We start from the raw sequence: 20,740 nt of genomic DNA on the forward strand, positions 1-20,740 counted from the left end.
CCGCATGGGTGCCACATGATTAGCGTTTTCGATATTTTCAAAATCAGCATCGGTCCGTCCAGTTCCCATACCGTTGGGCCGATGAAAGCAGGAAAACATTTTGTTGATACCCTGCAGGAAAAAGGCCTGCTGCATAAAGTGACCCGTCTGGTGGTGGACGTGTATGGTTCTCTTTCATTAACGGGTAAAGGCCACCATACCGATATCGCCATTATTCTTGGGCTGTCCGGGTATTTACCGGATACCGTTGATATCGACGCCATTCCCGGCATTATTCGCGATGTCAACGCCATGCATCGTCTGTTTATTGAAGAAGGAAAGCGCGAAATTGAGTTCCCGGTGGCGGAATGCATGCGCTTTCACAATGAGTTTCTCCCCCTACATGAAAACGGCATGAGCATTACCGCGTTTTGCGACGGCAAAATCGCCCATTTCCAGACTTATTATTCGATCGGCGGCGGTTTTATCGTGACCGAGGAAAACTTTGGCAAGAGTCAGGGCGCGGATGTCGATATTCCGTTCCCGTTCTACTCCGCCCGCAACCTGCTGGCGCACTGCCAGGACAACTGCCTGTCGATTTCCGCGGTGATGATGAAAAACGAGATCGCCCGCCACGGCAGGGAGAGCGTTGAGCAAAATATGGCGAAAATATGGGAGACCATGAGAAACGCCATTAACCGGGGGATGAATACGGAAGGTATTTTACCGGGGCCGCTGAAGGTACCGCGCCGCGCTTCTGCGCTGCACCGCGTACTGGCGCCGCAGAGCCAGTCGATTACGCCGCTGAGCGCGATGGATTGGGTCAATATGTTCGCCATGGCGGTCGGAGAAGAGAACGCGGCAGGTGGGCGAGTTGTGACCGCTCCGACCAACGGCGCCTGCGGCATTGTCCCGGCGGTGCTGGCCTATTACGATCGTTTTATCAAAGAGGTGACGCCGGAAATCTCTATGCGCTATTTCCTGACGGCGGGCGCGATAGGCATTCTGTACAAGATGAATGCCTCCATTTCCGGGGCAGAGGTCGGTTGCCAGGGCGAAGTGGGCGTGGCCTGCTCGATGGCGTCTGCCGGACTGGCCGAGCTGCTGGGGGGCAGTCCGGAGAAGGTGTGCATCGCCGCTGAGATCGGTATGGAGCATAACCTCGGCCTGACCTGCGATCCGGTGGCCGGCCAGGTGCAGGTGCCGTGCATCGAGCGTAACGCGATTGCGGCGGTGAAGGCGATAAACTCGGCCAGTATGGCGATGTACCGTACCAGCGATCCGAAAGTCTCACTGGATAAAGTTATCGAAACGATGTTTGAGACGGGCAAAGACATGAACGCCAAATACCGTGAAACCGCCCGCGGCGGTCTGGCGATTAAAGTCGCGGTGTGTGAATCCTGAGTCCCATAAAAAACGCCTGTTTAACGACAGGCGTTTTTTCTTTCCCCGGCGGTGCAGGCCCTACAGTTTAGGGCTTTTTTTTCTCTCCGTCAGGCGGCTGGAAAGACCATACCACGCTGTTAGAAGCCGATGAGGTGTACCATTCGTTAATGGTGGCGTTTGACTCGCTGGTCTGCGCCGCGGCGGCCTGCTTCTCTTTTGGCTGATGCGTTTTTTTCCGAATGCGGATACGGGAAGGGGCCCCGGAATTGATCTGCGCTTTAAAGGTGCGCATATGTGAATCGAATAAAATCGACTCCAGTTGATGTAGTCGGTCGAGGCCGCGCAAAATACCAATCAGCGTACTGAGAGTGACGGACTCACCTAGTTCAACGCGTTTAATGGTTGCCGCGCCGACCTGCGCGCGTTCGGCAAGCTCAATCTGTGATAGCCCCAGTTGTATACGCGTTTCTTTAATTCTTCGGCACAGTTCAGAAATAATTTCACTGTCAGGCATAGTACTGAAACGCATCTTAATTCCTCTACTGCGTAATAAATCCTGACTAATTATTTAGCAAGCCAATTTATAAATAAAGCGAATAATTTCTCTTTTGCGATAGCGGCGACAATGTTTTTTGCCAATGCCATCAAAGAGTTGGGTAGACGCTCGTTCCTGAGAATCCCACGGTTTCAGGCGCCAAATAAAGAGACTTCGGATCAATCGCCTGGGGCGATGCTCCGTGGCGCAGGGATGAGTCTCCGTCTCTGCCATAATGCAATTACGGCGAATTATGGTTATATATATCCCTTTCTGCGGCCCGGTTTCGCCGCAGCCACTCTTACGGATGATAACGATACGCCATGAATCTTCGTGAAAATATTGTGAGCCAATTCAGCCTGCTGTCGCCCGAACTCCAGCGCGCGGCGGAATTTTCCCTGCAAAATGCCAACCAACTGGTGGTGCAATCAATGCGCGCCTTCGCCGCGGAAGCCGGCGTTAAGCCTGCCACGCTGCTACGCCTGGCGCAGCGTCTGGGCTATAACGGTTGGCGGGAGCTGAAAAGTGCATTTATCGACGATCTCGGCTTAGGAAATGATACATATGTATCTAAGGCTGAAAAATTGATCGCGAAAGGAACGCAGCCCGCGCTGTACGAAGAGGTGTTCCTCGCGCATCAGGCCAATCTGGCATTCACTCAGGCAGAGAATCAACACGCTATGCAGCAAGCGGTTAGGTTGCTGGATGAAGCGAAGCAGGTCTATATTTGCGGCTTCCGCGCCAGCTTTCCTATCGCCTGGTCGTTGTTTTATGTCTATCGATTGTTCAATCGCCAGGTGTCGCTGATTGACGGGCTGGCAAGCAATATCGAAGTCTTCACCCGTGAGATCAACGCGGAAGACTGCCTGCTATTGACCAGCTTTTCTCCCTATTCCCGCGAATCTCTCGACGTTCTCAATGCTGCCAGGCAGGCCGGGGCACGGATTATCGCCATCACCGACTCACCGGTTTCGCCGCTGGCGCAAACGGCGGACTGCACGCTGCTGTTTTCCCTCAGCAGCCCGTCTTTTTTCCCTTCGATAGTGTCCGGTATGGGCGTTGCCGAGTGTTTGCTGGCGATGCTGGTTGCCCGCCACGGTAGGGAGGCGGTGAATAAAATTGAGAGCGCAGAACGTTATCTGCAACGCTCCGGGGCGTATGTGATGCCCGATAAATCCTGATAAATGATTCATTTGCTTTTATCATAAGAAAATTAAATACATTTGAATCATTATTGAATTGACGAGATTCAAATGGATCCTGCATGATGCTTTCAACTTACGCGAAAGCGATTTCTAAAGCAGGATAAAAGCATGAGTCAAATCATTCACCGCAGCCTACGTACCACCCCGGCAGTGGCAGTCAGTGCCCAGGGCGCTTACATCACCGATGCCAGTGGTCAACGCTATCTGGACGCCTGCGGCGGGGCGGCGGTTTCTTGTCTGGGTCACGCCCATCCGGATGTGCTGGCGGCGATGCACCGGCAGATCGATCGGTTGGCCTATGCCCACACCAGTTTTTTCACCAGCGATACGGTGGAACAACTGGCAGAGCAGCTTGTCCGCACCGCGCCCGGTTCCCTGAACTATGCCTATTTCGTCTCCGGCGGATCGGAAGCGGTTGAAACGGCGCTGAAGCTGGCGCGCCAGTATTTTGTGGAGATCGGGCAGCCGGATCGCACGCTATTTATTGCCCGTAAACAAAGCTACCACGGCAATACGCTGGGTGCGCTGGCCGTTGGCGGTAACGAGTGGCGCCGCCGCCAGTTCGCGCCGCTGCTGATGGATGTGGTGCGCGTGTCGGCCTGTAATGAGTACCGCGACCGTGAGGCGGGTGAAAGCCAGCAGCAATATACCGAGCGCTTACTTGGCGAACTCGAAGCGGCAATTCTGGACGCCGGGCCGGAAAAAATTATCGGCTTTATCGCCGAAACGGTGGTTGGCGCAACCACCGGCGCAATGCCGCCTACGCCGGGTTATCTGCAAGGCGTTCGTCGGCTGTGTGATAAATACGGCATTCTGTATATCGCCGATGAGGTGATGTGCGGCATGGGCCGTACCGGCACGTTGCACGCCTTTGAACAGGATGGCGTTGTCCCTGACATCGTGACCATCGCAAAAGGTTTAGGCGGGGGTTATCAGCCTATTGGCGCAGTGCTGGCCAGTGAGCAAATCGTCGCCGCGCTGCAAGCCGGTAGCGGAATGTTCCAGCATGGTCACACCTACATCTGTCACCCGACCGCCGCAGCGGCTGCGCTGGCCGTACAGCAGGTTATCGAGCGAGATCGTTTGCTCGAGCAGGTGCAGCAGCAGGGCGCGTATTTGCAGCAGGCGCTGCATGATGTGCTGGGCGGATTACCGTATGTTGGTGATACGCGCGGCCGCGGTTTATTCGCCGGCGTGGAGCTGGTATGCGATAAAGAGCGCAAAACGGCATTCGATCCGCTGCTGAAGCTACATGCCGCTATTAAAGCGCAGTGCATGGGGCACGGGCTGCTGGTCTATCCGATGGGCGGAACCATTGATGGCCAGCGGGGCGATCATATCCTGATTGCGCCGCCGTTTATTGTCAGCCGGTCCGAACTCGATTTTGTAGTAGATACCCTGCACAAAGTCATCAGCGAAGAGACGCATAAACTGATGAGACATCAGCCATGAATCGTTTACCTGCGCTGACAGAACAGCAGTGGAGCGATGAACAACGCCAGCTTGCGGAGGAGATTATCAACGGGCCGCGCGGCGCGCTGCTGCCGCCGTTTGAACCGTTGTTGCGCAGCCCGGAACTGATGGCTCATGCGCAGCGAATGGGGGAGTATCTGCGCTACCGTAGCGCGCTGGGGCAGCGGTTGTCGGAACTGGCCATCCTGCTGACCGCGCGTCACTGGTCGCAGCCGGTTGAATGGGCCATTCATGCGCCAATAGCCAGGGAAAAAGGGATCCCGGCACAGGCGGTGCAGGCAATTAATGAACAGCGTCAACCAGAGTCGCTGGAGGCTGATGAATGGGTGGTTTACCATTTTTGCCAGCAGCTGCATCAGCATAAAAAAGTCAGCGATGATATCTGGCAACAGGCAATCGATCTCTGGGGGGAAAAGGGCGTTGTCGATCTGATAGGCATCAACGGTTATTACAGCTTTCTTTCAATGATTATGAACGGCGCGCAGACGCCAGTACCCGACACCAGGGATTTTATTCTTCCCGCATAAATAATTGGCACGCCTTGATTTTTATATTGCGTGCGAATGTAGGGATACTGTTTTTATTCTCAATGCCAATATCAGTTTTAGGGTATTGCGCGAAAACTTCTGTCTGCTGTCTTAATTACGCTGAGGATTATTATGTCTGCATTATTGAAAAAATTAAAGATTACCCTGGCACTGGTTGCCTGTTCGGCGAGTTTTGCCGTCATGGCACAAGATAAAATATTAGTCGGTGTGGATACCGCCTTCGTACCCTTTGAATTTAAGCAAGGCAATAAATATGTTGGTTTTGATATCGATTTATGGCAAGCCATTGCGAAGAAAATGAATGTCAGTTACGAATTACGTCCTATGGATTTCAGCGGTTTAATTCCTGGGCTGCAGTCGCGTAATTTAGATGTGGCAATGGCCGGGATCACCATTACCGATGCCCGCAAACAGGTCGTTGATTTCAGCGACGGTTACTACGATGCGGATCTCTTAATGGCGGTGAAAAGTGGTGATGATTCCATCACCAAATTCAGCGAGCTGGCCGGTAAAAAAGTGGGGCTGAAGCAGGGCACCGCCGCGGCCAGTTTTATGAAATCCAAATATAAAGCCAACTATGTCGAATTCCCTAATATTGATAACGCCTATCTCGACCTGCAGGCCGGCAACCTGGACGCGGTCGTTCACGACTCCCCAAACGTGCTCTACTATGTGAAAACCGCAGGTGGCGGTAAGGTAAAATCGACCGGGGAAACGGACAGCATTCTGCCGCAGAAATACGGTTTTGCCCTGCAGAAAAACAGCAGCCTGACGCCGAAGGTCGATGCCGCGTTAAACGCATTACGCGCGGATGGCACCTACGACAAGATTTATTTCAAATGGTTTAACAAGCAACCTAAATAACCCCCGCCGGGCCGGGTAGCCCCGGCCAGAACCGAGAGTAATAGACCGCATTATGAATTTCGAAACGAAATATATATGGGAATCGCTGCCGCTATTATTACAGGGGCTGCAGCTGACAATATTGATCTCTATGGTCGGTTTGGCGGGCGGCTTTATCATCGGTCTGCTGGCGGGAGTTTGTCGTGCACTGGGAGGCGGCATCGCGAAAACGTTATCATTAATTTTTGTCGAACTTATTCGCGGTACGCCAATTATGGTACAGGTGATGTTTATCTATTTTGCCTTGCCAATGATTCTGCCTGTTCGTATCGACCCCATCACGGCCGCGATGGTCACCATTATTATTAACTCCGGCGCGTATATTGCGGAAATTACGCGCGGCGCAATTTTGTCCATCAATAGAGGATTTAAAGAAGCCAGTCTGGCGATGGGATTATCGCAGCGCGCAACGCTATGGCACGTGATTATGCCGCTGGCCCTGCGCCGCATGATCCCGGCGTTGGGCAACCAGTGGATTATCAGCATTAAAGACACCTCGCTGTTCATTGTTATCGGCGTCGCGGAATTAACGCGCCAGGGGCAGGAGATCATCGCCGGGAACTTCCGTGCCCTTGAGGTCTGGACAGCGGTTGCCCTGATTTATCTTGCCGTCACCCTGTGCCTGAGCTTCCTGCTGAAGCAACTGGAGAAAAGGATCCATATTTTATGAGCATGGTTGAATTTAGCGCGGTCGCTAAACATTTCGGCACCACCCAGGTGCTGCACGATATCAATCTGAAAATTGATGCCGGTGAAGTGGTCGTGATTATCGGTCCTTCAGGTTCAGGTAAATCGACGCTGCTGCGTTGTATCAACAAGCTGGAAGCGATCTCCTCCGGCACCTTGCTGGTTGCCGGGATGCACTTGACCGATCCCCACGTCAACGAGTGCGAAATCCGCCGCGAAGCGGGGATGGTATTCCAGCAATTTCATCTGTTTCCGCATCTGACGGCGCTGGAAAATGTGATGTTTGGGCCTATTCGCGTACGCAAAATGAGTCAAGCGGCAGCCCGCGAACAGGCGCTGGCGCTGCTGGAACGTGTCGGCCTACGCGAACGGGCCGAGCACTATCCGTCGGAGCTTTCTGGCGGCCAGCAGCAGCGCGTGGCTATCGCCCGCGCGCTGGCGGTGAAACCGAAAATGATGCTGTTTGATGAGCCAACCTCTGCGCTCGATCCGGAGTTGCGCCATGAAGTATTAAAAGTGATGCGTTCACTGGCGGATGAAGGGATGACCATGATTATAGTGACGCACGAGATTGGCTTTGCACGCGATGTGGCCTCTCGATTGATTTTTATCGATGGTGGAACCATTGCTGAAGATGGCCCACCTGATATCCTGCTGAATGCCAGTAGCAATCCGCGCCTGAAAGAATTTTTACAGCACGTTTCCTGAACATAAGTGAATCCATCACATGAAGAAAATCGACATCAGTGGTTCCCCGTTTGAGATTGGCCTGCGCCTTGGCGAGCTTGGCCGTGAAGCATGGCATCAGAAACTGAGGCTCACGTCATTGTGGCAAACGGTGATGGCCCTGCAGGCATCCCCTGAGACCCGGTTAATGCGCGCCGAGGTGCAGCGGCATTACCCGCACATCTGGCAGGAGTTGGAGGGGTTGGCGCAGGGGCTGGAGGCCACTGTTGATCAGGTCTTTGCCTGGAACTGCCGTGGCGATCTGGTGCGCTCAACGTCGGATGGCTGTACGACGGTGGCCGGGGTAAACGCCGCAGGCGAGCGGATTATCGCGCACAATGAAGACGGTTTTCCTCAGTTACGGGATGAATGCTTGCTGGCTACCATTACTCCGAGTCGCGGACTGAGCTTTACGAGTTTTGCCTATCCGGGGTCGATTTGCGGCCACACCTTTGCGGTGAATGAAAAAGGTATCGTTAACACGGTGAATAACATCCGTGCAGTGCATCGTCCGCAGGGATTACCGCGTCAGATCCTGGCTCGCGCCTCTCTGAATGCGAACACCCTCGACGAGGCAATCACTATACTTACCGGCCAGCCGCGATCCGGGGCGTTTCACCATACGCTCGGGCAACTGGGCGATGCGCGGCTGTTCAGCGTTGAGGCCACCGGTCAAGGCTGTTCCGTTCTACCCCTGACGACGGTAACCGGGCATGCCAACCATCTGGTGCATGCGGCACTGGCTGGCGTTGAGCAGATCGTTACCGACAGCTCAGCGTCGCGGCAGTTACGCCTCGTGCAGTGGCGGGAAACACAACCTCCGTTTGACGCCGCGGCGGCAAAAGCCATTCTCTCAGATACCCATGACGCCAAACTGCCAATTTACCGGCTGGCTGCCGACGATCCGGATGAGGAGAACACCCTCGCCACGGCAGTCTTCACCCTCGATGCCAACCACGTCAGGTGGCAAATTTTCGACATTAACCGCGACGATGTTAAATTTCAGGGAGAAGTGCGTGGGTGAGATAGCCGGTCGTCAGTCATAAAGGGCAGGGTAGTACCGTTGCCCCGGCGTTCAATAGTACCGTCCGGATACTGCCCGCTATCGGCGTCTTGAGCGATGTCCTGAAGCGCGGTGTCCGGAGTATTCAGGTTTGCGTCTCTATACGATTCGGGCCATCGCCGTTTCTCATCTGCCTCGTGCGCGCCGATGCATACTCTCGCGGACATACTTTCCGAGGCCTTAAATGTTGCATGACATTCCTCGATGTCATTATCAAACATATATTTTATGGCCGATTTTTTTAATGTTTCCCAGTTACTATAATAATGATAGATGTGGCTCCTGGAAATATTAAGCTTTTGTGTAAGATCGCGGGTGGAGACATTGTTGAATCCTTTTTCTCTAAAAAGCTGCAGAGCGGCTATCTTTATTAATTCCGAAAAATTTGATGCTTTCAAAATTTAACCTTCATAGTGCGTAAAATTATCGTGTCGCAGAAAACGCTCTATCATTGCTCTGCACCTAATCAACAGCCAAATTTACTACACAGTCATGGCCAGATGCAATGACTGGGTTTTACACAGGACGGTGAACGTTACTATCATGGCGTGGCGGTTTCTTACATCTGCGATTGTTCCCTGAACGATTTCCGAGAGGCGTTCGTAGGTAGAGCAGGGAAGCCAGCATGGTCAATAGCGCGTCGAAAGAAGGGATATTCGCCGCCGTGACCAGCCTGAAGCGGGTTGCATAATCTTTGGCCGCTTCGTAGTCGAGGAACATGGCATCGAGCGTGCCAATAAATTTTTAGCTTGATAGGATTTTGATGTTATGCTATGGAAAAGAATTATTTACAGGTCTGGAGGTAATTTATATGACGCCAAAAGAAATACTTTGCCAATGGGTTGACGCATTTAATAATGCAGATGTAGAAATTATTTCAGAATTATATGATGATAATGCAATAAACCATCAGGTAGCCAATGAGCCAGTTATTGGGAAAGAGGCTATAAAGAAAATGTTTGAACAAGATTTTTCTATTCCAGAAATGGTTTGTATCGTTGAAAACATTTTCGAAGATGGACAATGGACAATTTTAGAGTGGCGTGCCCCATCAGGTTTAAGAGGTTGCGGTTTTTTTCAAATAGTAAATAATAAAATTATATTTCAAAGAGGCTATTGGGATAAGCTATCTTTCTTAAAACTGCACAATTTACCTATTGAATAAAATTCATATATACTTTTTATGAGTAGTTTGCAAATTGCTTAAAGTGTGCATTAAGGGAAGCATAATAACTTCCCTTAACCAATCTGTGGAATCTTTACGCCATCGTATAATGTGATACTGCTTTTCCAGGTAGCCCCGGATGGCCTCAAAATAGGTGAATGTCGATTCCGATTTTACAAATCGAAGCTGCATCAGGTGGCTCGTCGCGTTGTCGACGTAGACCAGTGCGATACAGGCGGGTGCACGGTTCTCGAACCAGTGATGGGCGCAGCCACCAATCTGGATCAACTCGCCACAACAGGCAAGACGATAGCGTGGCTGCTGAATTTTCGGCGCACGTTGTTTGCGAGGGATACAGAGACCGGCTTTGACAATGAGTGAACGGACAGTTTCTTGGGACAGGTGAACATCGTGCAGTTCTGCGAGTTTCACGCATGTAAGCGTCGGCACAAAGTCGGTATGGCGATCTCGGATGTAATGTGCAAGACCATCAGGCAGTTGGTTATTGCTGGGGTTCCCTCGACGGCGGTCAGCCATACCAGGCGGGCCAGATTCGCGGTAACGCGACAGAAGACGTCGGCACTGACGAGCGAAGATACCCAGGCGCTGCGCGGCCATCTGCGTTGTCAGGTGCCGGTCGACAACATGGGTTAATTTCATCCAAAGTAAAAAACTGCGCTGAATGGGCCATGAGCAGAATCCCGGGATGGTTAACTGAGTTCTGATCAAAATCGCGTAATCTTGCTTCCTCTATCTTGGTGCGCATAATGTATATTATGTTAAATTGAATTTGGGAGGCCGTGTTGCCACAATTCGCCCCAGTACCCATATCGCCCACCGAACCGGGATTATTCAAATCATTCCAGTCTCTAAAGAACTAACACCATCTTGTCATCCACCTGCCGCCGCAACGCCTGGATATAGCCCCTCCCATCACGCGCAGTTTCACTCGGATCAGCACCGTGCAATAACGCATCACAAATTTTGTTGCTCCCTGTGAAAGTATGCCCGTCTTAGTTCCACGCACTTTTTTGAGAGTCTGGGTTAATCCAGTAACTTCATTTCCAGAGCCCGACTCATGGCTTGCGTACGACTACTGACTTTGAGCTTGGCGTAGATGTTCTTGATGTGCCATTTCACCGTCTCAGTAGAGATAGTCAAGGAGCGAGCGATTTCTTTGTTCATCTGACCGTCAGCAATGAGCTGCAATATCTGCTGCTCTCGCTCACTGAGATCCAGGTTAACATCAAGATTTTCACGCTGAATCCGCTTGCCTTCAGACTGGCTTCCTTTGCCGGGCCAAAGAGCATCCCCTTCGCTGGCTGCCGAGGTTTCGCGTACACGGACAAGCAGAGGCTGCAATGTCTCGCCAGCATCAAGAAAAATTCGTTTGAGATGCTGTTGTGCCGCTAATTGCTGGGCGGGCTGCAATGCAGCCACGGCAGCCGCGTTTTCGCCACTATTCCACAAGGATAATGACCATAGCGTACGAAGACGCGCTGCGGATAGCCGGTCGCCCCGACGCTCCTGCTCAGTCACGAGTTCACCCAGTAAAAGGCTGGCTTGTGGGGCCTGGCCTGACGCCAGAAGAAGGCGGCTGCGGCTGACGATTGCATACTGAGCTATTGCGCGTTGACAAGGATTTTCGGCATCAATTGTGGCACGGGCCGCCAGTTGTTCAAGTTGCCGTTGCAGCTGCTCTGCGCCTGGATAATTCGCGCGCTGCAGGCGCACCCTCGCCTGCTCTGCTAACAATAAAGCCTGCGGCCGTTGCCATCCGCGAGACACCGCAAGTCGCTGCGCGTGTTCCAGCAGCCGTTCTGCCTCATGCGGCATATCGTCATTCAAGGCCTGACGCGCAAGATAGGTATAGCAGCGACTTAGGGCGTCGGGCGGACCAAACCGATCGATGAATTCGAGTCTATCTGCTAACAGCGTATTTAAGGAGTCCAGGTTCTTACGCTCGTAAGCCATTTCCGCCAGCAGCGGCGCAAGCGTCGCGCCGCTGGTCGACTGGGGGCCGGTATAACGCTCAGCCTGGCGCAAGGCATTCTCTGCATGCCCCCAGGCGTTCTCCAGGTCCCCCTGACCAAGATGGCACTGAGCAATGATAAAAGCGCGATAAACCGAGACAAACAGATTGTCTAATGGACTTTCCGGGCAAGGCATATGCCGCTGAACCTCAAGAGCGTCGGTATAGCGCTGATTAACCACGTGGCAGTAGCTCAGAATATTGCAAATGAGACCATCGACCCATGTGTCTCCGCAGGGCACTTTAGCCAGCAACGGCTCCACAATCGCCAGGCTTTCCGGGATTTTCTCGGCAAAAGCTTCGCAAATTGCGCGCACGACACGTAATTTGAGCCAGGCGTTGGGGGCTATATCATCACGATGATTAACGACCATTTGGTCAAGATTATCCAGCAACTGCCTCGATTCATCGAAGCGGAAATAGTGCGCCAGCGCCCAGGCCAGATTGATTTGCAGGTCAATGCGCGAAGGGTCAGTACTCGCAGGTAAGTGACGCATCCAGGAAACCAGGGTGTCTATATCCCCTTCTTCCGCCAGTGACTGCGCGCCCGCGCCATCCTGCCCGGGGTTATGGATCGGCTTGCCCGCTGCAAGTGCGTGGCGTACCGCCTCGGACCACAATCTCTGTTCAACAAACCAATGACTGGCTAATTCATGTAAATGCTTGAGGTTGATATCGTTGTTCTGCTGCAATATCGTTCGCAGGGTTTCCTGCAAAAGAGGATGGTAGCGAAACCAGCAGCCTTGTTCGTCCAGGGCTGACAAAAAAAGATTGTGCCGCTCAATCCATGCCAGTATCGCTTCACTATCATCACGCCCAGTAACCCTATTACATAACCCGGCATTTAAACGATTAAGAAACGATGTTTTGACAAGAAAATCAAAAACTTCCGCTGGCAATGGGTCAAGTACCACCTCTTTCAGATAACGGGCGATGGCGCGGGTTCCACCACGGATATTGCGCAGCAGATGTTCTGGATCATTGAGCAATTCTGGGGACAACGAAGCGATTTTCATGCCGGCGATCCACCCCTCTGTCGCGGAAAGCAGCCGCTGTACATGCTGATTACTGAGTGGTACGTCAATCGTCTGGCTGAAATAGTTTCTGGTTTCTTCGAGCGTGAATTGCAGGTCTCGATCGTAGATCTCCACCAATTGGTCCTGCGCCTGAAGCAGGCTCAGGGACAAACTGGGGTGGAAACGGCTGCCAATGATCAGATGCAAGGCGGCAGGAGCATGCTTGAGCAAATATCCCAGGGCTTCATATACGCCGGCATCATTAATCATATGGAAGTCATCAACGATCAAATACAGATCGTGCGGACAGTAATGCAGTTGGTTAATCAACCCGGCCAGCAGCTGTTGCGAGCTGGAGGGCGTCTGTTCTTCTATGTTGCGCCAAAAGTCGGCGTCCCAATCGCCATAGAGCGGCCGCAATGCTTGCAGCAGATAAGGAATGAACTGCCATACGCCATCATCCTCATCATCGAGGCTAAGCCAGGCAACGCGTTCGCCCTGGGCAATCATGTGCTGATACCACTGCGCCAACAGCGTGGTTTTGCCAAATCCAGCGCCCGCGCAAACCACGCCCAGACGGCGTTGCTGCATGCGATCGAGGAGTAAAAGAAGCCGTGAGCGCTGTAGCAGCCGAATCGAAGAGCGTGGCGGGACGAATTTGGTCAGGATTAGCGGCAAATCTCTGGTCAGCCGCAGTGCTCCGGAGACCAGTGAAGTTGCCTGACGACTTTTAACATCCGATGGCTTCATCCGTGGTTATCTACCCGTATTCTTTTTTTATCAATTGTACGCCAGAGCCCGGGACGACATGGAACCGCCCCTCTCGATAGATACATAAAATTTATAAAGTTTGACCTCAAGCATGTAAACCCCCTCCTACCCCCCCATGAAGGTGGCTTCGCACCTCCTCGTCGCACTCGTAGATTCATTGCATCGGCGTGGTTAAGGGGCTTCCAGCCTGCCCGCCTGACGACCTTTACTGAGGAGAATTAAGTGATGCTTAACAAACAGGCTTTACTCCAGGCTTACCGTAAGATGCGCGAAATCCGGACGTTTGAGGAGCGTTTGCATCAGGAAAACACCAGCGGTGATATTCCAGGCTTCATTCACCTTTATACCGGTGAGGAAGCCATTGCGGTGGGGGTCTGCGAAAATCTGACTAACGCTGATTTCATTGGGTCCACGCACCGTGGACATGGCCACTGTATTGCCAAAGGCTGCGATATTCACGGCATGATGGCTGAAATATTCGGTAAGGACAGCGGATTATGCCGGGGCAAGGGGGGCTCTATGCATATTGCCGATCTGTCGAAAGGTATGCTGGGTGCGAACGCTATCGTGGGTGGCGCCCCTCCGTTAGCCATCGGCGCTGCGCTGACGGCCAAAACCCTTAAGACCGGTAACGTTGGGGTCTCTTTTACCGGTGACGGCGGTTCTAACCAGGGCCTGGTATTTGAAGCCATCAACATGGCAGTCGTGCTGCAACTCCCTGCCATCTTTATTTTCGAGAACAACGGTTATGGCGAAGGAACGGGCCATGACTACGCCGTCGGTGGTCGTGATATCGCTGGGCGCGCCGCGGGCTTCGGTTTACCGGCAGTGACGGTTGATGGCACCGATTTCTTTGCCGTTTACGATGCCACCGCAGAGGCAGTCAAGCGCGCCCGAGAAGGTGGAGGCCCAAGCGTGATTGAGGCCAAAGCTTTCCGCTGGCACGGTCACTTTGAGGGCGATCCGGCGCTTTACCGTGCTGAGGGCGAAGTTCAACGTCTGCGCGAACAACATGATCCGCTGAAGATTTTCACCGCCAGGGTCAAACAACACATCTCCCTTGAGGAACTGGCGGCGATCGACGCGGAGGTTGAAGCACTTGTCGATGATGCTGTATTCAAAGCCCGCGCTGCTGCCTACCCGGCACCGGAAGACCTGCTTACAGACGTTTACGTCTCATACTGAGGGTGATAACAATGCCTATAAAAACCTATCGAGAAGCGGTCAAGGAAGCCCTGGCCCAGGAAATGGAGCACGACGAACGCGTCGTTCTGATTGGTGAAGACTTGCGTGGCGGTCACGGCGGAAATGCGCCCGAAGAAGCAAGGATAGAGGCTTTTGGCGGTGTGCTCGGAGTCACTAAAGGGCTGTGGACGCAGTTCGGCTCCGAGCGGGTGATCGACACCCCCATTACGGAGTCGGCGATCGTCGGCATGGCTGCCGGCGCCGCAGCAACGGGTCTGCGGCCGGTGGCGGAGCTGATGTTTATGGATTTTTTCGGTGTTAGCCATGATGCGCTGTACAACCAGGCAGCAAAGTTCCGCTATATGTTTGGCGGCAAGGCTAAGGCACCGCTGGTGATGCGGGGCATGATCGGCGCTGGTTTTTCTGCCGCAGCCCAGCATTCGCAGTCACCCTATAATATTTTTGCTACCACACCGGGGCTCAAGGTGGTCGTGCCATCGACGCCTTATGATGTCAAAGGGCTGCTGATCCAGTCGATACGCGACGACGATCCGGTGGTGTTCTGCGAGCATAAAATGCTTTATGACCTCAAGGGCGAGGTACCTGACGAGATTTATACCATTCCCCTGGGCGTCGCCAACTATACCCGTGAAGGTGAGGATGTCACCATCATCGCGTTGTCGGCAATGGTACATAAAGCAAACCAGGTCGCCGACAAACTGGCCAGGGAGGGGATCTCGGTGGAGGTGGTCGATCCACGTACAATCTCGCCTCTGGACGAAGAAGGTATTCTGGAATCCGTGGCTTCTACGGGCCGCGTGGTCATTGTCGACGAGTCAGCCGCGCGTTTTGGCTTTGCTCATGATGTCGCCGCGCTGATTGCTTCCCAGGCATTCCATTTCCTCAAAGCGCCTATTGTTCTGGTGACACCACCACACACCCCGGTACCGTTCTCCCCTGCTCTCGAAAAACTCTGGATCCCTGGCGTTGAACGTATCGAAGCTGCCGTCCGTCAAGTGCTGGAGGATTAAGCTATGAGCGATATCAGGACACTTGAAATGCCGAAGTGGGGTCTTTCAATGGAGGAAGGCGTGCTCGCGCGGTGGGCCATCCAGGAGGGTGACCGCTTCGCCAAAGGGCAGGAAATCTGTGAAATTGAGACCAGCAAAATCGTCAATGTTCTGGAGGCCCCCTTCGCCGGTACGCTACGGCGGATAATCGCCCGAGTGGGAGATACCCTCCCGGTCGGCGCTGTTTTGGCGCTGGTCGCTGACTCTGCGGTAAGCGATGCTGAACTGGATGCCTTCGCTGCCAGTCTAGCCGCGGCGCAGCCAGCAGCTCCTGTCACGCAGACTACCGAGCCTGCTGTAGCGACCGCGGCGCCCTCCTTTGTACCGGCCCCCGCCAATAAGCCTGCGGCATCCATTGGGCAGACCGAGGTACCCATCAGCCTGCAAGGCAAAACCGATCCGACTCAGGTGAATGCCACTCCCCATGCGTTACGGCTGTCTGCGCGGTTGGGCGTTGACTTGAAAAAGGTCCACGGTAGCGGGCGCGGCGAGCGTATCTCCGTGGCTGACCTGGAGAGCGCGATCGTTGCCGCAGGCGGCCGCGTCGCCTCTCCGCCGCCGCCAGTGCGTTCCGGCAAAGCGCCGCGATCGCATACCGATGATAGCCAGGTCTCGGCAACCCCGTTGGCGCGCCGTCTGGCCAACAAACTGGGGATCAACCTGCACGACTGCCGCAAAAGCGGTTCACTTGGACGGGTGAGTCGCGATGATGTGCTGGCGGCCGCTTTGCTGCTTGATGGGCTACCCCAGGCCGGGGCTCCACAAGCCACGTCAGCGACAGCCTTTGAGACGTTGCCGATGTCCAGTATGCGGCGAGCGATCGCTGGCCGTTTGCAAATGTCCAAGCAACATGCACCCCATTTCCGTTTGACCGTCGATCTCGACCTGGACCGACTCTTAGCATTGCGTAAGGAAATCAACAGCGAAGTACCCGGCGTCAAGATTTCGGTTAACGATATGCTGGTTAAGGCCTGCGCCATGGCGCTGATAGCCGTGCCGGACGTCAACATACAGTTTGATGAGGCGACCCAGAGCATCCGCCGTTTTGCCGATGCCGACATTTCCGTGGCCGTTGCGCTGCCGGATGGGTTAATTACCCCTATCGTACGTTCGGCCAACAGCAGGTCGATAAGCGACATATCAAACGAAGTTCATTCTCTGATAACCAAAGCCCGGGCGGGCATGCTCAAGCCCGAAGAGTTCCAGGGCGGCACCTTTAGCGTGTCAAACCTGGGCATGCTCGGAGTACGGCAGTTTGACGCCATCATAAACCCACCCCAGGGCGCGATCCTTGCGATTGGCGCAGGCGAGCCCCGAGCGGTAGTTCGCGACGGACAGATCGTCGTCCGCCATCAACTGACCGTATCGCTGTCCTGCGATCACCGGGTCATCGATGGGGCGTCAGGCGCGGCGTTTCTCCAGGCGCTCAAGCGGCTGGTTGAAACACCGACGCTGTTGTTTATCGGGGAGACGAGCTATGCACGACAAATATGATGTACTGATAATAGGTGGCGGGCCTGGGGGGTATGTCGCCGCCATTCGTGCCGGCCAGCTAGGGCTTCGTACCGCATTGGTGGAAAAGCAGCATTTAGGGGGCATCTGCCTGAACTGGGGATGCATTCCAACCAAGGCGCTGCTGCATGGCGCAGAGGTGGCGCACACTATTGCGCATGCCGATCGGCTGGGTTTTAGTCTCAGCGAGGTGAGTTTCGATCTGCAGAAACTGGTGCAGTTTAGCCGCGCCGTGTCGCAACAGCTGACCGGAGGTGTCGAGTACCTGTTGAAGAAAAATGGCGTGACGGTCATAGCCGGCACCGCCCGGCTGTGCGGTAAGGGGCAAGTCACGGTCGCCGATCCCCAGGGGGAAGAGCGAGACTATCGCGCTGATCATGTGATCCTTGCGACTGGCGCCCGGCCGCGAGCGTTGCCAGGAGTCGAGCCAGATGGCGAGCGAATCTGGACCTATTTCGAGGCCCTGCAGCCTGAGCGCTTACCGGAGTCTCTATTAATCATCGGTTCAGGGGCCATCGGAGTGGAGTTCGCCAGCCTTTATAACGATCTTGGCAGCAACGTAACGCTGGTCGAACAAGCCGCGCAGATTCTGCCCGTTGAAGACGCCGAAGTATCCGCTACCGTGCGTAAATCGTTCGAACGACGCGGTATACACGTCCATAGCCAAACGCTGCTGACGCAGGTAAAGCGCACCGATACGGGCGTGCGCTGCGCCTTGAAAACCACCGGCGCCGAACAGACACTGGAAGTCGAACGTGTGCTGTTGGCAGCGGGCGTGCAGCCTAATGTGGAAGGCCTGGGGCTGGAAGCGCTAGGAGTTGAGTTGGACCGCGGGTTTATCAAGACGGATGCAGCTTGCCGAACCAACGTATTTGGCCTCTATGCTATCGGCGATGTGGCTGGCCCGCCGTGTCTGGCGCACAAAGCCAGCCACGAAGGCGTGATCTGCGTCGAGACGCTGGCTGGCGTCGAAGGCGTACGCCCTCTTAACTGCGACTATGTGCCCGGTTGTACCTATGCCCGGCCACAGGTTGCCAGCCTGGGCTTGACAGAGGCGAAGGCTCGCGAGACGGGACGGCCAATCAAGGTCGGTAAGTTCGCATATCAGGGGAATGGTAAGGCGCTGGCCAGCGGTGAGACGGAGGGTTTTGTAAAGACTATTTTCGACGCCGAAACCGGCGAATTACTGGGCGCGCATATGGTTGGTGAGCAGGTCACTGAACAGATCCAGGGTTTTGGTATCGCGCATCATCTGGAGGCTACAGATGAGAGTCTCTTATCGATGATCTTTGCTCATCCAACGCTTTCTGAAGCCATGCATGAATCCATCCTTGCCGCCAGCGGTCAGCCGCTGCATCAATAATGACAATATAAACCCGGCATTCAACGCCGGGTTTACCTGTACGCTAAGGCCGTCTGAATAGCGCAATGCTGCGCCCGGCCAGAACAAAATCAATCGCTTCCGTAATGGTGACGCCGTCACTTTTCACTTCAGCGGTCGACAGCTCAAGAACCCAGCCGCCTTCGCCGAACTGCGGTATCTGGAACGCAACATCGCCCTCAAACGGATTGAACAGCATCAGAACGTCGTGCCAGATCCCCTCCTCCTCTTCGAGATCGGGTCGACTGATGGCAAGGCCTAACGTTGACCCTTCATCCCACTGCTCAGATTGCTGCAAACCGCCGCCGGCGTTAAACCAGCGTATCTCGAGCCCATCGCGCCAGCTTTCACGGCGTAAAAGCGGTTGTTGCGCGCGCAGCGCGATCAGGCGCTGGGTGAAATGGCGTAATGCGTGGTCATCTTCGGACAGCGCTTCCCAGTTGATCCATGAAATCTCGCTGTCCTGACAGTAGCCATTATTATTTCCCTGCTGCGTACGGCCAAATTCGTCCCCGGCCAGCAGCATCGGGGTGCCGTGGGAGAAAAATAGCGTGGTGAGGAAGTTACGCTTCTGGCGTTCACGGACCGCGACGATAGCCTGATTTTCTGTCGGCCCTTCCTCGCCATAATTGCAGGAACGGTTATCATTGTGCCCGTCGTTATTATCCTCACCGTTGGCTTCATTATGTTTCTCGTTATACGAAACCAGATCGTTTAACGTGAAGCCGTCATGAGCGGTAATAAAATTGACGCTGGCCCACGGACGACGGCCGCGTAAATCGTACAGATCCCCCGACCCCAGCAAACGGGCGGCAAAATCGGTAGACACGTTATCCCCCTTCCAGTATTCCCGCACCGTATCGCGGTATTTGTCGTTCCACTCTCCCCAGCCCGGCGGAAAACCGCCAACCTGATAGCCGCCGGGGCCGATATCCCAGGGCTCGCCGATCAGTTTAAGTTTTGCCAGCACGGGATCCTGGGTAATGGCGTCAAAAAAACCGCCTCGCGGATCGAACCCCTCTGGTTCACGGCCGAGAATGGTTCCAAGATCAAAACGAAAGCCGTCAACGTGCATGGACTGAGCCCAGTAGCGTAGCGAATCCATCACCATCTGCAGCACCCGGGGATGGGACGTATTCACCGTATTTCCCGTCCCGGTATCATTGATGTAATAGCGATGCCGATCCGGCATCGTCCGGTAATAGGAGAAATTATCGATGCCCTTAAATGAGAGCGTCGGGCCCAGCTCATTCCCTTCAGCGGTATGGTTGTAAACCACGTCAAGGATCACCTCAATACCGGCGTCATGAAAAGCGCGCACCATATTGCGGAACCCGGCAATACCCGCGGGCCCGTAGTAACGGGACGCGGGGGCGAAGAAGCCCAGCGTATTGTAACCCCAGAAGTTTTTTAGTCCACGGTCAAGCAGATGCTGGTCGTCGGGAAACCAATGTACGGGCAGCAGCTCAACGGAAGTGATGCCGAGGCTTTTGATATACTCGACGGAGGCCTGATGCCCAAGCCCCTCGAATGTGCCGCGCAGCTCGGGGGGGAGCGCCGGATTAAGCTGGGTAAACCCTTTCACATGCGTTTCGTAAATCACCGTATTCGGCCAGCGAATGTCGGGGCGATTTTCCCCCTGCCAGTCGCACGCATCCGGGTCGACAACCTTGCATTTCGGCGTAAAAGGCGCGCTATCGCGGGTATCAAAGCTGAGGTCTTTCTCCTCATGCCCCAGCTCATAGCCAAAATGGGCGTCGTTCCACGCGATATCGCCTGCCAGCTCCCGCGCGTAGGGGTCGATAAGCAATTTATGCGGATTAAAACGATGCCCGTTTTCCGGATCGTAAGGGCCGTAGACGCGATAACCGTATAACGCCCCAGGCTGAAGATCGGGCACGTAGCCGTGCCAGATTTCGTGCGTATATTCCGGCAGTTCCAGCCGGGCTATTTCCTTTTTCCCCGAAGGATCAAACAGGCACAGCTCAACCCGTTCAGCGTGCGCGGAGAAGAGCGCGAAGTTAACGCCTTTTCCGTCAAAATGAGCCCCCAACTGCTGGCTGTCGCCGGGCCGTATTGCAAAAGCTTTTTCCTTGCGCATCG

General features: G+C 54.2%; 17 protein-coding genes and 2 pseudogenes. 13 read left to right on the forward strand and 6 right to left on the reverse strand.

The window, feature by feature from the left end; all coding sequences use genetic code 11:
• The first annotated feature begins 15 nt into the window (after positions 1-15).
• Entirely contained in the window at positions 16-1,383 is a 1,368-nt protein-coding gene (locus tag ACE3MN_RS13190; protein ID WP_049085481.1) for an L-serine ammonia-lyase, read from the forward strand.
• Positions 1,384-1,450: 67 nt separating this feature from the next.
• On the opposite strand, the gene ACE3MN_RS13195 is transcribed toward ACE3MN_RS13190, so the two are convergent.
• Entirely contained in the window at positions 1,451-1,894 is a 444-nt protein-coding gene (locus ACE3MN_RS13195) for a helix-turn-helix domain-containing protein (protein WP_004120375.1), read from the reverse strand.
• 329 nt (positions 1,895-2,223) lie between these two features.
• Here ACE3MN_RS13195 and ACE3MN_RS13200 point away from each other — a divergent pair, with 329 nt between their 5' ends.
• From ACE3MN_RS13200 to ACE3MN_RS13230, 7 genes are all read left to right on the forward strand, one after another.
• Entirely contained in the window at positions 2,224-3,081 is an 858-nt protein-coding gene (locus ACE3MN_RS13200) for a MurR/RpiR family transcriptional regulator (protein WP_004137030.1), read from the forward strand.
• 132 nt (positions 3,082-3,213) lie between these two features.
• Positions 3,214-4,557 (forward strand): aspartate aminotransferase family protein, encoded by a 1,344-nt coding sequence (locus ACE3MN_RS13205; protein ID WP_004137032.1) that lies wholly within the window; start codon positions 3,214-3,216, stop codon positions 4,555-4,557.
• A complete protein-coding gene (locus ACE3MN_RS13210) occupies positions 4,554-5,105 on the forward strand; it encodes a carboxymuconolactone decarboxylase family protein (protein ID WP_024358157.1) in 552 nt (183 codons plus the stop codon). The genes ACE3MN_RS13205 and ACE3MN_RS13210 overlap by 4 nt, the downstream gene beginning before the upstream one ends.
• A 132-nt stretch (positions 5,106-5,237) precedes the next feature.
• Entirely contained in the window at positions 5,238-5,990 is a 753-nt protein-coding gene (gene glnH, locus ACE3MN_RS13215) for a glutamine ABC transporter substrate-binding protein GlnH (RefSeq protein WP_024358158.1), read from the forward strand.
• A gap of 52 nt (positions 5,991-6,042) precedes the next feature.
• A complete protein-coding gene (gene glnP, locus ACE3MN_RS13220) occupies positions 6,043-6,699 on the forward strand; it encodes a glutamine ABC transporter permease GlnP (protein WP_004137039.1) in 657 nt (218 codons plus the stop codon).
• A 2-nt stretch (positions 6,700-6,701) separates the two neighbouring features.
• The gene (gene glnQ, locus ACE3MN_RS13225) at positions 6,702-7,424 is read left to right on the forward strand and encodes a glutamine ABC transporter ATP-binding protein GlnQ (RefSeq protein ID WP_024358159.1); all 723 of its coding nucleotides are present in this window, start codon (positions 6,702-6,704) and stop codon (positions 7,422-7,424) included.
• A 19-nt stretch (positions 7,425-7,443) separates the two neighbouring features.
• Positions 7,444-8,466: a C45 family autoproteolytic acyltransferase/hydolase gene (locus ACE3MN_RS13230; RefSeq protein ID WP_004137043.1), complete on the forward strand. Its 1,023-nt coding sequence runs from the start codon at positions 7,444-7,446 to the stop codon at positions 8,464-8,466.
• Here the strand turns inward: ACE3MN_RS13230 and ACE3MN_RS13235 are convergent.
• Positions 8,445-8,903, reverse strand: a complete 459-nt coding sequence (locus tag ACE3MN_RS13235; protein ID WP_077258689.1) for a TetR/AcrR family transcriptional regulator — start codon at positions 8,901-8,903, stop codon at positions 8,445-8,447. The two genes, ACE3MN_RS13230 and ACE3MN_RS13235, sit on opposite strands and share 22 nt — an antisense overlap.
• A 238-nt stretch (positions 8,904-9,141) precedes the next feature.
• Positions 9,142-9,240, reverse strand: a pseudogene (locus tag ACE3MN_RS13240) (amino acid ABC transporter substrate-binding protein); the annotation flags it as partial.
• Between the two features lie 76 nt (positions 9,241-9,316).
• Here ACE3MN_RS13240 and ACE3MN_RS13245 point away from each other — a divergent pair.
• Entirely contained in the window at positions 9,317-9,670 is a 354-nt protein-coding gene (locus tag ACE3MN_RS13245; RefSeq protein ID WP_049131245.1) for an ester cyclase, read from the forward strand.
• A 120-nt stretch (positions 9,671-9,790) separates the two neighbouring features.
• Here ACE3MN_RS13245 and ACE3MN_RS13250 read toward each other — a convergent pair.
• Positions 9,791-10,361 (reverse strand): annotated as a pseudogene (locus tag ACE3MN_RS13250) (ISNCY family transposase); the annotation flags it as partial.
• Between the two features lie 353 nt (positions 10,362-10,714).
• Positions 10,715-13,468 (reverse strand): LuxR C-terminal-related transcriptional regulator, encoded by a 2,754-nt coding sequence (locus ACE3MN_RS13255; protein ID WP_102649806.1) that lies wholly within the window; start codon positions 13,466-13,468, stop codon positions 10,715-10,717.
• A gap of 246 nt (positions 13,469-13,714) precedes the next feature.
• Between ACE3MN_RS13255 and ACE3MN_RS13260 the strand changes: the two genes are divergently transcribed.
• The 4 genes from ACE3MN_RS13260 to lpdA are packed head-to-tail and all read left to right on the forward strand — an operon-like array spanning position 13,715 to position 18,619.
• Positions 13,715-14,674 carry a thiamine pyrophosphate-dependent dehydrogenase E1 component subunit alpha gene (locus ACE3MN_RS13260; protein ID WP_004137130.1) on the forward strand — a complete coding sequence of 320 codons (960 nt, stop codon included), beginning with the start codon at positions 13,715-13,717 and terminating at the stop codon, positions 14,672-14,674.
• 11 nt (positions 14,675-14,685) lie between these two features.
• On the forward strand, positions 14,686-15,705 hold the full coding sequence (locus ACE3MN_RS13265) for an alpha-ketoacid dehydrogenase subunit beta (RefSeq protein WP_102649807.1): 1,020 nt from the start codon (positions 14,686-14,688) through the stop codon (positions 15,703-15,705).
• Positions 15,706-15,708: 3 nt separating this feature from the next.
• Positions 15,709-17,238, forward strand: a complete 1,530-nt coding sequence (locus ACE3MN_RS13270; RefSeq protein WP_024358167.1) for a 2-oxo acid dehydrogenase subunit E2 — start codon at positions 15,709-15,711, stop codon at positions 17,236-17,238.
• The gene (lpdA, locus tag ACE3MN_RS13275; RefSeq protein WP_131930010.1) at positions 17,222-18,619 is read left to right on the forward strand and encodes a dihydrolipoyl dehydrogenase; all 1,398 of its coding nucleotides are present in this window, start codon (positions 17,222-17,224) and stop codon (positions 18,617-18,619) included. The genes ACE3MN_RS13270 and lpdA overlap by 17 nt, the downstream gene beginning before the upstream one ends.
• Positions 18,620-18,662: 43 nt before the next feature.
• On the opposite strand, the gene glgX is transcribed toward lpdA, so the two are convergent.
• Positions 18,663-20,738: a glycogen debranching protein GlgX gene (glgX, locus tag ACE3MN_RS13280; protein ID WP_049085290.1), complete on the reverse strand. Its 2,076-nt coding sequence runs from the start codon at positions 20,736-20,738 to the stop codon at positions 18,663-18,665.
• Positions 20,739-20,740 lie beyond the last annotated feature (2 nt).

This window comes from Klebsiella grimontii, assembly GCF_042137965.1.
GTDB classification, from domain to species: Bacteria; Pseudomonadota; Gammaproteobacteria; order Enterobacterales; family Enterobacteriaceae; genus Klebsiella; species Klebsiella grimontii.

Bases quoted from the DNA above. Each gene is read 5' to 3' on its own strand.
- ACE3MN_RS13190 (WP_049085481.1), top strand. From the start codon at position 16: ATGATTAGCGTTTTCGATATTTTCAAAATCAGCATCGGTCCGTCCAGT.
- ACE3MN_RS13195 (WP_004120375.1), bottom strand. From the start codon at position 1,894: ATGCGTTTCAGTACTATGCCTGACAGTGAAATTATTTCTGAACTGTGC.
- ACE3MN_RS13200 (WP_004137030.1), top strand. From the start codon at position 2,224: ATGAATCTTCGTGAAAATATTGTGAGCCAATTCAGCCTGCTGTCGCCC.
- ACE3MN_RS13205 (WP_004137032.1), top strand. From the start codon at position 3,214: ATGAGTCAAATCATTCACCGCAGCCTACGTACCACCCCGGCAGTGGCA.
- ACE3MN_RS13210 (WP_024358157.1), top strand. From the start codon at position 4,554: ATGAATCGTTTACCTGCGCTGACAGAACAGCAGTGGAGCGATGAACAA.
- glnH (WP_024358158.1), top strand. From the start codon at position 5,238: ATGTCTGCATTATTGAAAAAATTAAAGATTACCCTGGCACTGGTTGCC.
- glnP (WP_004137039.1), top strand. From the start codon at position 6,043: ATGAATTTCGAAACGAAATATATATGGGAATCGCTGCCGCTATTATTA.
- glnQ (WP_024358159.1), top strand. From the start codon at position 6,702: ATGGTTGAATTTAGCGCGGTCGCTAAACATTTCGGCACCACCCAGGTG.
- ACE3MN_RS13230 (WP_004137043.1), top strand. From the start codon at position 7,444: ATGAAGAAAATCGACATCAGTGGTTCCCCGTTTGAGATTGGCCTGCGC.
- ACE3MN_RS13245 (WP_049131245.1), top strand. From the start codon at position 9,317: ATGACGCCAAAAGAAATACTTTGCCAATGGGTTGACGCATTTAATAAT.
- ACE3MN_RS13255 (WP_102649806.1), bottom strand. From the start codon at position 13,468: ATGAAGCCATCGGATGTTAAAAGTCGTCAGGCAACTTCACTGGTCTCC.
- ACE3MN_RS13260 (WP_004137130.1), top strand. From the start codon at position 13,715: ATGCTTAACAAACAGGCTTTACTCCAGGCTTACCGTAAGATGCGCGAA.
- ACE3MN_RS13265 (WP_102649807.1), top strand. From the start codon at position 14,686: ATGCCTATAAAAACCTATCGAGAAGCGGTCAAGGAAGCCCTGGCCCAG.
- ACE3MN_RS13270 (WP_024358167.1), top strand. From the start codon at position 15,709: ATGAGCGATATCAGGACACTTGAAATGCCGAAGTGGGGTCTTTCAATG.
- lpdA (WP_131930010.1), top strand. From the start codon at position 17,222: ATGCACGACAAATATGATGTACTGATAATAGGTGGCGGGCCTGGGGGG.
- glgX (WP_049085290.1), bottom strand. From the start codon at position 20,738: ATGCGCAAGGAAAAAGCTTTTGCAATACGGCCCGGCGACAGCCAGCAG.